General features: G+C 38.5%; 10 protein-coding genes. 6 read left to right on the top strand and 4 right to left on the bottom strand.

Going from position 1 to position 12950, the window contains the following annotated elements; genetic code table 11:
* Window positions 1–2 precede the first annotated feature (2 nt).
* The 5 genes from CBF29_RS04795 to CBF29_RS04815 all read left to right on the top strand — a co-directional run bounded on the left by CBF29_RS04795 (window position 3) and on the right by CBF29_RS04815 (window position 5133).
* The gene (locus CBF29_RS04795; protein ID WP_126807931.1) at window positions 3–1091 is read left to right on the top strand and encodes a DUF871 domain-containing protein; all 1089 of its coding nucleotides are present in this window, start codon (window positions 3–5) and stop codon (window positions 1089–1091) included.
* Window positions 1092–1104: 13 nt separating this feature from the next.
* Window positions 1105–2214, top strand: a complete 1110-nt coding sequence (locus tag CBF29_RS04800; protein WP_126807933.1) for an amidohydrolase/deacetylase family metallohydrolase — start codon at window positions 1105–1107, stop codon at window positions 2212–2214.
* A 71-nt stretch (window positions 2215–2285) separates the two neighbouring features.
* Complete coding sequence (locus CBF29_RS04805; RefSeq protein WP_126807935.1) at window positions 2286–3392, top strand: DgaE family pyridoxal phosphate-dependent ammonia lyase; 1107 nt, start codon at window positions 2286–2288, stop codon at window positions 3390–3392.
* Window positions 3389–4135 (top strand): 2-dehydro-3-deoxy-phosphogluconate aldolase, encoded by a 747-nt coding sequence (gene dagF / locus CBF29_RS04810; protein ID WP_126807937.1) that lies wholly within the window; start codon window positions 3389–3391, stop codon window positions 4133–4135. Before CBF29_RS04805 ends, dagF begins: the two co-directional genes overlap by 4 nt.
* An 11-nt stretch (window positions 4136–4146) precedes the next feature.
* On the top strand, window positions 4147–5133 hold the full coding sequence (locus CBF29_RS04815) for a sugar kinase (RefSeq protein ID WP_126807940.1): 987 nt from the start codon (window positions 4147–4149) through the stop codon (window positions 5131–5133).
* A gap of 107 nt (window positions 5134–5240) precedes the next feature.
* On the opposite strand, the gene CBF29_RS04820 is transcribed toward CBF29_RS04815, so the two are convergent.
* The 4 genes from CBF29_RS04820 to CBF29_RS04835 all read right to left on the bottom strand — a co-directional run bounded on the left by CBF29_RS04820 (window position 5241) and on the right by CBF29_RS04835 (window position 10880).
* Entirely contained in the window at window positions 5241–7949 is a 2709-nt protein-coding gene (locus tag CBF29_RS04820) for a YhgE/Pip domain-containing protein (RefSeq protein WP_425469884.1), read from the bottom strand.
* Window positions 7950–7987: 38 nt separating this feature from the next.
* Window positions 7988–8458, bottom strand: coding sequence for an RrF2 family transcriptional regulator (locus CBF29_RS04825; protein WP_126807944.1), 471 nt, complete (start codon window positions 8456–8458; stop codon window positions 7988–7990).
* A gap of 212 nt (window positions 8459–8670) precedes the next feature.
* On the bottom strand, window positions 8671–9645 hold the full coding sequence (locus tag CBF29_RS04830) for an L-lactate dehydrogenase (protein WP_126807946.1): 975 nt from the start codon (window positions 9643–9645) through the stop codon (window positions 8671–8673).
* Window positions 9646–9806: 161 nt separating this feature from the next.
* Window positions 9807–10880, bottom strand: coding sequence for a YdcF family protein (locus CBF29_RS04835; protein WP_170169994.1), 1074 nt, complete (start codon window positions 10878–10880; stop codon window positions 9807–9809).
* 253 nt (window positions 10881–11133) lie between these two features.
* On the opposite strand from CBF29_RS04835, the gene abc-f reads away from it, so the two are divergent.
* The gene (abc-f, locus tag CBF29_RS04840; protein ID WP_126807950.1) at window positions 11134–12747 is read left to right on the top strand and encodes a ribosomal protection-like ABC-F family protein; all 1614 of its coding nucleotides are present in this window, start codon (window positions 11134–11136) and stop codon (window positions 12745–12747) included.
* Window positions 12748–12950: the final 203 nt, after the last annotated feature.

Genomic DNA, 12950 nt, shown 5'->3' on the forward strand with positions numbered 1-12950 from the left:
ATATGATGAGAAGACTTGGTGTTTCTTTGTATCCGGACCATAGTGATTTTGAGGAAGATAAAAAATATTTAGAGTTAGCAGCCGAGAATGGTTTTTCTAGAATATTTATGAGTATGTTGGAGGTAACAGAGGGTAAGGAAGTTGTCTTTAAGAAATTCAAACAAGTAATCGACTTTGCTAAAAAGCTGGAGTTTGAAGTGATTTTAGATATTGCACCTGCTATATTTGAAGCATTAGAGATATCTTATGACGATTTATCATTTTTTTCGGAAGTCGGGGCAGATGGTATTCGTTTGGATTTAGGATTTGATGGGAATAAAGAGGCGTTGCTGTCCTTTAACCCTTACGATTTGATTATCGAATTAAACATGAGTAATGATGTCGCCTACTTGGATAATATTTTAACTTATGAAGCCAACAAACCATTTATCTATGGCTGTCATAATTTTTATCCGCAAGACGGGTCAGCCTTGCCGTTGGATTTTTTTATCAAGTGCAGTGAAAGATTTAAAAAGCATGGTCTGCGGACTGCGGCGTTCATCACGTCTCAGACAGCAGAACTTGGGCCTTGGGACATCAATGACGGTTTGCCCACAGTAGAAATGCACCGCCGTCTGCCTATCGATGTTCAGGCAAAACACTTATTTGCCACAGGATTGATTGATGATGTGATCATCGGCAATGCTTATGCTACGGAAGAAGAATTAGTTTCACTGAGTCAGGTGAATCGTTATCAAGTATCATTGACTGTCGACTTAGTAGCTGATATCAACGAAGTAGAAAAAAATATTTTATTTGACAATCAGCATGTCCGTCGTGGAGATATTACAGCTCAAATGGTACGTTCCACAGAAGTCAGGAAAAAGTACAAACAGGAAGAAAATCCGCTGCATGACAATGAGTTGGTATTTCAACGGGGTGACATCGTGATTGGCAATGATACGTTTGGCAAATATAAAAATGAATTACAAATCGTACTGGAACCTCATTCAGATAACCGAAAAAATAAGGTCGGACAAATTAGAAAAGAAGAATTAATTTTACTTGATTATATCAAACCTTGGAGTAAATTCGTTTTTAGTCAAAAGTAGGAGATGGTGAAATGTGTTGGATTTAATTATCAAGAATGGAACAGATGTTTACGGCAAGTCGCTGGAAATAGGTATTTCAGAGGGTGAGATTGTTGAGGTTGCGGATAAAATCCTTCAAGAAGCAACAGACACGTTAGTCGTGGAGGATGGCGGGATTATCAGCCCGGGCTGGATCGACAGTCATGTCCATTGTTATGAAAAGATGACGTTGTATTATGATTTTCCAGATGAAATCGGGATAAAAAAAGGTGTCACGACGGTGATCGATGCAGGTACTTCTGGCGAAAAAAATATCAATGATTTTTATGACTTGGCAAAACAAGCTAAAACAAATGTCTTTGCGTTGATGAATATTTCCAGTCCCGGAATCGTGACACAAGATGAATTGGCTGATTTAAGCAACATCAATGAAGAAAAAAACTTGAAAAGAATCAATGAACTCTCTGATTTTATTATTGGCATCAAGGCAAGAATGAGCCGAACGGTTGTCGGAGACAATGATGTGAAACCTCTAAAAATGGCTAAGGCTCTCCAACAGAAAGTCAATCATCTGCCTCTGATGGTTCATATTGGTTCTGCTCCCCCTGAATTATCTGATATACTTGCTTTGCTTGAGAAAGGCGATATCGTGACTCATTGTTACAATGGAAAACTAAATGGTATTTTGGATAGAGATGGGAATATCAAAGAGTTCGTATGGGATGCTTTTTATCGTGGCATCAACTTTGATATCGGCCATGGCACAGATAGTTTTAATTTTGAAGTGGGGCATACAGCAATTGAGGATGGACTGTTGTGCAAGACCGTCAGCACAGATATTTATCATCGCAATCGGGAAGATGGCCCAGTGTATGATTTGGCAACTACCTTAGAGAAGATGTTATCGATTGGTATACCATTAGAGAAAATAATTCAAATGATTACCGAAAACCCGGCAGAGATTTTCCATCTGGAACATAAAGGGAAATTAGCAGAGGGCATGGATGCAGATATTACCATTTTTCATGTTGAGAATGGAAAAAAATGTCTCATTGATTCAAACGGCAACAAAGTAGAAATTGATCAACAAATCAAGCCTGATTATGCCATTGTAGCTGGAAAGATATATCCAGTTGTTGCATAACAAGGGGCATAAAAAAATGATGAAAGTTATAAAACAAGAGCTGACGACTCGGCGGGATAGGAGAGCAGAAAATGGATGTCTATGAAAAATATGATTTAAAACGGGTCATTAATGCTAGCGGAAAAATGACGATACTAGGAGTTTCTAAAGTCAGTGATAAGGTGACGGAAAGTCAAGCCTTTGGCGGACAGCATTTTTTTGAGATGGCAGATTTGACAGAAAAGACAGGCAAGTATATCGCCGGTTTATTAGGGGCTGAAAATGCGGTAGTTGTTTCCTCAGCCAGTGCGGGAATCGCTCAAACTGTATCGGCATTGATTGGATGGGGAGATGCTTATCACACAATGCACCCCTACACCTCCCGCATCACTCGCCGTGAGATCGTGATGCCAAAAGGGCACAATGTCAACTATGGTACAAGTGTTGAATTGATGGTGGCTCAAGGTGGCGGAAAACTGATTGAAGCAGGTTATGCCAATGAATGCGGACCTGACCAAGTAGGGATAGAGATTACAGAAGACACCGCAGCTCTGCTTTATATCAAAAGCCATCACACAGTCCAAAAGAGTATGCTGTCAATTGAACAGATGGTACAAGTGGCACAAGATCACAACTTGCCGCTGATTCTTGACGCAGCCGCAGAAGAAGATTTGAAAAAATATTACGCTCAAGGAGTAGATGTGGTTATTTACAGTGGGGCGAAAGCCATTGAGGGACCGAGTTCTGGTTTGGTGGTTGGAAGAGAACCTTATATCTCTTGGGTGCAAAAACAAAGTCAAGGCTTGGGACGGTCGATGAAAATCGGCAAGGATAATATCTTAGGATTTGTTCAAGCAGTGGAAGATTTCCTTAATGAGGGAAGCGAAGACGGCGAAAGTATGAAAGAACGTTTGCAGCCCTTTGTCGCTGCCTTGAATCAGCTGGACGGCTTGAAAGTTTCCATCGTGCAAGATGGGGCCGGGCGCGATATTTACCGGGCCAAAGCGGAAGTAGTTTCCCCTGATTGGCATGCATTGGAGCTGATAGAGCAATTAAAAGAAGGAGAAACTGCCGTTTATACACGAGAGTATCAGGCAAATAACGGCATCATTGAATTTGATATCCGCTCAGTGGATGAAGATGAATTAGCACTGATCGTTGAAAAAATAGAAGCTATATTAACGGGGGAGAAGCAATGAAAAAAACACCAAACTTTTATCAAAATCAAATTTGTTTGAATGTCTTGGCACATTCAGTAGAAAATGCGAGAGAGTGTTATGAAGCGGCGGAAGGACATGTCGTCTTAGGGGTATTGTCAAAAAATTATGACACAGATGATGCGGCTATCACTGACATGAGACGTTATCAGGAGGCGACCGACAATGCTTTATCTGTTGGATTGGGTGCAGGAGATCCGAATCAAAGTGATATGGTCACTCGCTTGTCAGAAGTCCTCCAGCCTCAACATATGAATCAAGTGTTCACAGGTGTGGGCGCTTCAAGGGCAGTTTTGAAGCAAGGTGAAACCTTTATCAATGGTTTAGTGTCGCCAACGGGTAAAGTTGGTTATGTATCAATCACTACTGGACCGTTGTCTTCGCAAATCGCTCCTGCTGAAGTTACGATTGAGGCAGCTATTGCTTTATTAAAAGATATGGGAGGCTCTTCAGTTAAATATTTTCCAATGAAAGGGCTCGCTCATGTTGAAGAATACAAAGCAGTCGCGGCAGCTTGTGCGGCGCACGACTTTGCGTTAGAGCCGACAGGGGGCATTGATTTAGAAAATTACGAGGAAATTTTGCAAATCGCAGTAGACGCAGGGGTCAAGAAAATTATTCCTCATGTGTACAGTTCTATTATTGATAAGGACTCAGGCAATACTCGTCCGGAAGATGTGAAGCAGTTGTTTGACATCACTAAGAAAGTACTGGCGGGTAAATAAAGGAGGCTATAATGAAAATATTAGCTTTTGGCGAAATCATGATGCGGATGAATCCCAGTGAGTATAAAAAGATAAGTCAGACGGACCAAATGAATTTTTCTTTTACAGGCTCTGGCTTAAATGTTTTGTCGGGGTTAGCTCAAAGTGGTCATGAGACAACCACTTTAACAGTTTTGCCTGATAATAATTTAGGGAGAGCGGCTGCAGGAAGTATCAGAAAACTTGGTGTGTCGGATCATAACATCATTTTTGACGGAAATCATATGGGGATTTATATTTTAGAAATGGGGTTTGGTTCTCGTCCTTCTGAAGTAACGTATTTAAATCGTTCTATGAGTTCTTTCAATAATTTTGTTTTGGAAGAACAAGTATTAAAACAAGCTTTGACCGGAGTTGATATCGTCCATGTTTGCGGTATTGCATTATCTACTTCAACAGTTTCGAGGGTCAATGCTTTAAATCTGGCAAAACTTGCTGCGGAAAAAGGAATCAAAGTCTGCTTTGATTTTAATTTTAGAAGCTCTCTTAATGAAAAAACTGATCTATCTGATTTGGTTAAAGCCTATCAGCAAATTTTACAATCTGCCAGCATTGCTTTCGGTTCGCTAAGAGATCTTACAGATTTGCTGAAAATTACTGGTGAGGGTGAAGAACAAATCGTTGCTGCGTTCATGAAAACATATGCAATAGATATATTTGCCGGAACTTATCGCAAGGAAAGAAAGAATGAAAAGATTTTGCAGGGTTTTATGTATAGCGATGGTGAAAAAGTGGTTTCAGAAGAAGTTGTTTACGAGGTTCTTGATCGTATCGGCGGTGGAGATGCTTATGTTTCAGGTATCTTGATGGGTCTCGGCGAAGAATGGTCGGAATCACTTACAGTAAATTTTGCAACCAATTATGCTGCGCTGGCTCATACGACTATGGGGGACAGTCCTGTGCTTTCAAAAGAATTGGTCTTGAATCATATGGAACATAAAGTGGATGTCATAAGATAACGTCACCTAATGATATTATTGATTTCTCAACATAAAAAAAGAACAAAATCTATTTCTGATTTTGTTCTTTTTTTATGTATAAGACTTTTTGACCAGATTGACCTTTTTTAATGGAGCAAATGGCCCTCTTTTAACTGTTCATTCAAATGTTTCATAACGTTTTTGACCAACGGCAATAAGAAGTATCCTGCAACGGTGAAGATAAGCCCAAACATAAATAATATTCCGATGTCACGACCGGCATTAGGCCAATAAATTCCTCCTGTTGATTCCCTAAGTAAATTGACTGCATAGGTGAAAGGGAGCAGGGGATGAATCATTCTGAAAAAGGGTCCAGACATTTCGATAGGAAAATTGCCGCCACCACCGGAAATCGAGAGTACCAAGATGATGACAGCGAGTCCTTTGCCTAGATTGCCAAACAACCCGACTAACACATAAACTAAAGTCATGAAAACTAATCCGACTAAAACTGCAAACAACACACTCCAAACAGGATTGACTACGTATGTTTTTAAGAGCCACATATTTCCAATACTTACGATGAGTGCTTGAAATAAGGCGACTGTCAGAAAAGTCAGCATTCGAGCAAAGAATTGCGCTCTCAAACTAAACTTATTCTTTTGATTTGTTTCCAAGTGAACATCTGTTGTCGCAATACTGGAAAATAATACGGCTCCCACCCACAGACAAAGTGCTGTATAAAATGGTGCACTAGCTGAACCGTAGTTAGGTACCGGATAAACAGAATGTTGTTTCAAAACAATTGGCTCCGCCAAAAAGTCGCTTTCTTCAACCGCATCCTTTTTTAGCAAAGCAATCAAATTGCTCAAGTCTAAATCCTGTTCACCTTTCCTGACAAGTTCCGCAGATTTGTGCAGCCCATTTTTAACATCGGGCCAGTCATTTTCAATAAATTCTGTTGTTAATTTCAAAGCTTCTTCGATTTCAGGTATTTTGCGATTGATTGTGTCAACGGTACCAATCAGTTCATTTTTGACTCTAGGCCAATCACTTGCAAAAAAGTTTGCCCCCAAAGCAAGTTTTTCCTTTAATTCAGGATAATCCTTTTGGTAAAGATTGACACCAGTATTGATTCCCTTGGTAATCAGCTGCATATTGTTATTAAGTAATAAGTTAGCATCGTGAATTTCCTGTTTAATCAAAGGGAGCTCCTGCTGGTATTCTTCAAAAAATCCCAAAGCATCTTGGATGACTTCGGTAGTATTATCAAGCAGACGGTTCAGCGAATCCAACAGATGCTTATCAATGATTCCCTCTGTAATCTGGCTAGCACTGTCCAGTAATACTGAGACGTTTTTCAGTAATTCAGCTACGTGTTGCTCTAGTTGGGGCACATCAATGACGGCTAGTGTCTGATTCAGCTGGCTGGCAAAGTTTTGAATTTCTAATAGTTTTTGTTTGATAGCTTCACTATCCAAGGAATCGATGTGATTGTACAGATAGCCGACTCTTTCTTGAAAAGCTGCGCCAATTTCTTTTGCTCTCATCAAGTGATTAATATAGGATTGTAAATTTTGACTTCCAGATAGTTCCTGTAAATCAGATAAGAGGGCGATTAAAGAACTTATTACATTGTCTTGCCGTACTAATTTTTCATTCAATGCGTTTAGCAACAGCTTGATTTCTTCCTTTTGCTCTGGTGTCCATTCATTTTCATCAATAAAACTTAATAAGCTATCTGTAACCCTGAAAACATCTTGACTGGCAATGACAACAACTTGTAAACTTGTGCTGACACCGTTAGAAATCTGAGGCAGTGTTTCTTGAATTTTAGCCACATCTGCTTGAAGTATCGGCAAAGTTTGATTGGCTTGGACGACAAAACGGTTGATTTCCGGCAACATGTCCTGTGTGTCTTTAATAATAATCAAACCATTTTCAGCTTGGGCAACGGTTTTATTGAGAGTCGCTATAATGTCATCAAAATCATCATCAATCATTTTTAGCTGACGGCCAGCATTTTCGATTTCTGGTATTTTTTCTTGCAGTGTTACGAGCATTTTACCTGCTTGATCTATCTGTCCTTGATTTTCATTTAGCTTGATGACTTTCTGTCCGAGTGCATCAACTTGCGGTAAATAAGCTTTCAGCTCGTCTGCTTGAGCTAGTTTTTCTTTATATTCATGCATCTTTTGATTTAACGCAATAACTTCTTGAGTATAGTTGTCAATTTCGTCTAAATGCTCATCCACATATAACAATTTATCTGCTACTTTATTTATAGAAACCAAATGCGAATCAATATCATATCCCACTTGATTCATTGCTTTAAAAACGGTTTGGCTGACGGTATCAATAAACTCTGTAGTGATTGTGCTCTGAATAGTTGCAGCGCCCTTATCAGTAATTTTAGGTGCAATTGCGTTGATCTTCTCATTGACTGAGTACTCTATTTCAGGTTTTCGGATATTTCCTGTCACAAAGCTGACAAGATTAGTAGAAAAATCTGGTGGCATAACGATCCCAGCATAATATTTCCCGCTTTTAACTCCTTTGTCTAATTCTTTCTTAGATGAGACAAACTGCCAGTCCAGTGTGTCATTTTCCTGTAAATTTTCAATAATCTTCTGTCCGATATTGACCTTTTTATCAAGGACAGCGGCAGTTTCGTCTTCAGAATAAATAGCTACTTTAATGTCTTTAGTGTTGGCATAGGGGTCCCAGAGTGCGGCAATGTTAAACCATGCATACAATGAGGGGAGAATCATCAAAGCAAGTACCAACAAAAGAGTTAATCTATTTCGAAAGACTCTTTTCCAGTCTTGCCGGTATAGTTCAATAATCTGTTTCAATTTCATCATTCCTTAGTCATACAGTTTACTTAATTTAATCATTCAAGATTCCAGTCATGCTGGGGCAGCTTTTTTTCTTCAGAAAAAACATCATTCATGACCTCTTCGATTGTAATTTTTTTTAAATAACTGATCCAGCGTTCGTCTGCTCTAGAAAAATAGCCGGCGATGACTTGATGACCTTCACGAGCACGTGTATTGAACCCGGAAAAAGCTTGCGAAAGTACTTCTTGTCCCAAAAAAGAGCGGAATTCACCTTCAATGGCAGCGACTACTTCATATAACGAAATATCAGTCAACGATCGTTTGATATAAAAACCGCCGTTCAATCCTGTGACACCTTCGATTACGTCTGCAACGACTAGCTTGCGTAACAATTTCTGAACATAACTTTTCGACACATCGAGTTTTTTATAAATAGCATCTGAGGACAGATAGACTTCTGGATTTTGTGTAGCCAGCATCGCCATCACTGCGACAGCTTGCTCGGTGGCACGTGTCAGTTTCATGTTGATATCAACTCCTTTGTTAAATGCATTATCGACTTTAAATATCTATAATAAGGATTTTTATTATAGACTTTTTTTGTCGATAATGCAACCCGTCAAATTATATTTTATTTTAATCCTTGCAGTGATAAGCTGTTTTCAATAAAAAAAGAACAAAATCAGAAACCGATTTTGTTCTTTTTATTGATGAGATATATGGATTAACTCAAGTTTTATTTTTGATTTTCTTCGTCAAATTTTTCAAAAGCATCGTGCAATACTTCTCTCAATGTATTGGCTGAGAGTTCCATCTTTTCTTTTTCGGCGTCGCTCAAAGGTATTTCAATAATATCTTTGACCCCTTGACGATTAATTACCGCAGGGGCACCGATGTAGATGTCTTCTTGGTCGTATTCGCCATCTAGATAAACCGAGAGGGGGAAGATAGAATTCTCGTCATCAAGTATCGCTCTTGTAATTCTTGCCAGCGCCACTGCAATGCCATAAAATGTCGCGCCTTTTTTATTGATAATGGTGTAGGCAGCATCACGGACATTGAAGAAAATATTGACTAATTCTTCCTCGTCAACTTCAGGATGGCTTTTGACCCATTCATAAATTTGCAGGCCGGCGATATTAGCATGCGACCAAACTGGGAATTCTGTATCCCCATGCTCTCCAAGAATATAGCCGTGAACATTTCGGGCATCTACGCCGACTAGTTCTGCAATCGTCTGTCTAAATCGGGCAGAGTCAAGAGAAGTACCAGACCCGATTACGCGGCTCTTAGGAAATCCGGAAAATTTCCAAGCAGCATAGGTCAGGATATCCACTGGATTTGAAGCAATAAGAAAGATGCCGTCGAATCCGCTTTGTGTCACATTATCAATAATACCTTTAAAAATACGCAAATTTTTATGAACTAAATCTAGCCGTGTTTCCCCGGGCTTTTGGGCAGCCCCCGCAGTAATGACGACTAAATCAGCATCTTGGCAGTCATCGTAAGTTGCCGCATAAATCCGCTTTGGAGAGGTAAATGCCAATGCATGGGATAAATCTATGGCATCCCCTTCTGCCTTATCTACATTGACATCTATAATGCCAAGTTCTTGTCCGATATTTTGAGTAACTAGAGCAAAAGCATAACTTGAACCGACTGCTCCATTACCGATTAAAATAATTTTTTGGTGATCTTTAACTTGAACCACAGTGAATTCCACCTTTCATCTATAAAACTTTTCACATTTCAATTATATCATTAGCATAAATTTTAATCTATTTCTCGGTTTATAATAATTACAGAGACATTTTTAGACAAGATAATCAGAAAAGTATTTTTATTGAAAACAATCAAAAGGGGATAAAGTTTTTATATTTTCAACAGGAAATGCATAATCAGATCTAGGCCAATGGTCAATAAAAAGATAAATCCCATGGCAGTCAGATGTTTGGTTTTTGAAAACACAAGATAACCGATATACTCTCTGATAAATGCGGCGGGAAGATAAAATAAACGAGTTTTTGCACCCACACCTTGGGCATTTAAACCTTGTTTTTTTGCCAGTTTTCCAGCTCGAAGTAAGTGGTAATTGCTTGTGGCGATGACAATATTTTGTTTACTGAAATCGGTAGCAGCGTCTTTTTCTGTAGCGACAAGTTCTGAAAAACGGAGATTTTCTTCCGTATTTGTGGAACGTTTTTCTAATAAGACTTGTGTGATTTTCGGGTAAGTGTCTTTAAGATAATTGTTCATTGCTTCAGCTTCTGAAATCAGTTCATCTGCTCCCTGTCCTCCCGATAGGATAATCGTCGGGGAATGATTTTTCTTCTCTTGTTGCGCCAAATATAACTTAGCTCCTGCGTCAATCCTTGCAGCCAGCAAAGGAGTAACTTTGTCTTTGTTTAATCCTGCTCCAAGTACGATAATATAATCGACTTTCCCGCGTATGGGTATCACGTTGTAAATAATGCTTGTGACGGAATAAAAGAAGAAAACAGCAGATAAGTAAATGGCCAAATTGATAACAAAGGAAAATACTTTGATGAGCCATGTATCAGAAAAAAAGATTACCATGATAATATTGCCGACAGCTAAAACTAACAGAATCGTTGCAACAATCAGCGGCAGAAAATTTGAAAATGAGGGTCGCTCGAATTTTAACAGTATCCGTTCATTCCAAAACAGTGCGATGATCATGGCATAAATTCCTAAAGTTCCCAAGAGTAAGAGGCCTAACGCCGTGATTGCGACAATGACAAACGTCAGATTTTTGGAAATCTTTTCTAGCCAAACCATCAATAGAAAAAACAAAGAGGCAGAGGAATATAGGAAAAAGGCACCTGTCCATAAACTCGTCGTTTTTTTGATTGCCCAATAAAGAAAAAGGATAAAAGGAATTAAAAAAAATACCGTTAAAAAAAATAAATAATTTCCACTAGACATGATTATTCTCCTTGGTAGCGTTTTTTGACAAATAGTAAAACACATCGTATACTTATTTTATCATACGAAAGCACGAGGTAAAGCAAATGTACAACTAATCCTGACATAAATGTTTGACAACGGGATTAGTATGCATTTTTTTTACGTAATAAATAGCAATGCAGAGATGTTTTTATGTCTTGTTTATTTATGTACTAATCCTTCCAAATGCGGGAGGCTTTTTTGTTTCCCGCCGATGAAAGGTGGTTTTTAAATGACTGAATTAATTAAGATTAATCATTTAGTTGCTGAAACTGACTCGGATATTTTGTTTCAAGGGGATAACTTAGCGGTTCGTGCGAAGGATGTGATTGGTATTGTTGGAAGAAACGGTGCCGGTAAAACAACATTGCTGAATATTTTGAAAAGCACGCAGTCTAACCAAAGCAATCAGCGTATCGTTTGGCGGTTAGCTGAAGATGATATTTCTTTGATTGAACAAGAAGTAGAATCTTTTCAATTTGAGGAAACTAATTTTTCCAATCAATTAAGAAAATGGCAGAAGAAACAAGCGTTTGAGACTTTAAGCGGCGGAGAGAAATTAAAACAGCGGTTATTTCAGGGAATTGCTAAGAATAAGCCTCTTTTAATGTTGGATGAACCAACAAATCATCTGGATGAAGAAGGGGTAGATGAATTGGTCGATATATTAAAAAAATACCATGGGGCTGTGGTCATTGTTTCTCACAACCGCTATTTCTTGGACCAAGTCGCAACCAAAATCTGGGCGATTGAAGAGCAAAAAATTACTTCTTACGAAGGAAGTTATAGTCACTATAGAGAAGTTAGGGACCATCAGCGGAGAACCCAACAAAAAAATTACGAGAAACAGCAAAAAGAAATAAAACGTGTGAAGCAAGAGATGAAACGTTTTGAAGATACATCCGCCTCAGCACATGCCCAATCGACAAAACAAGAGGGAGCCAAAGAATATTACCGTTTGGCAGCCAAAAGAATGGATAAGCAGCGGAAATCTGCTGAAAAAAGATTGTTGAAAAATTTAGATGCCTACGGCGTAGAAAAAGTTGAAAAAGATGTCCAAATTGCAATAGATTTACAAACAGATGTTCCGCGGAAAGGTGCGGTGTTTATTGCCTCTGATTTGACAAAAAAGTTTGGTTCAAAGACTCTTTTTACTGGAGGAGAATTTACTATCCAGTCAAAGGAGAAAGTGGCCATTTCTGGCAAAAACGGCAGCGGAAAAACTACTTTGCTTAACATCCTTTTAGGTGAAGAAAAGTTTGAAGGAAATTTATGGCGTTCAAGCAGCAATAAAATCGGCTATTTGAGTCAACAAGTATTTGATTTACCTTTGAAGCAGACGGTGGCAGAGTTTTTAGCCATCAATGATGAGCAAAAATCAATAGTCATGACCATGTTTATTCAGTTAGGGTTTCAAGCTTCCCAGTGGTATCAGCAAATCGAAGGATTGAGTATGGGAGAAAGGACTAAACTCAAGCTTTTAGGACACATTCTTTCAGAAAAAAATCTTTTGATTTTGGATGAACCGACAAACCATTTAGATATACCAACAAGGGAAGAGCTGGAGGAGGTTTTGAGTCAGTATCAGGGAACAGTGATCTTTGTATCTCATGATAAATATTTCAGAGAAAAAATCATGTCAAGAGAAATTGTGATCGAAAATGAAAAAATTATTACAAAAAGTGAGAAAGCGGCCCCTAAAAAAGAGTCAGACCTAACGAAGTTGAATTTTATGAAAGATCGGTTAATGTCTGAACTTTCAACACAAATTCCCGGCTCTAAGGAATATCTGAAAACAGAACAGGAATTTAATAAAGTAGTCACAGAGTTAAAAAACATAGATTAAAAAAAATCACGACAATCTGCTAAAAGGACACACAATTTAGCAGATTGTCTATTTATTATCTTTGAGAAATGCTAGATAATGCCTACTGAATAATTATATGATTTTTAAAAAGTATGGCTTTAATGTTTTTCAAGCTGAATCTTAGCGAATTGAAATTGTAAGCTAAAAAAAGGCGCAAAAAATCTGCCGTCAATTTTGACAAA

The sequence above is a fragment of the Vagococcus elongatus genome (assembly GCF_003987645.1).
GTDB classification, from domain to species: domain Bacteria; phylum Bacillota; class Bacilli; order Lactobacillales; family Vagococcaceae; genus Vagococcus_A; species Vagococcus_A elongatus.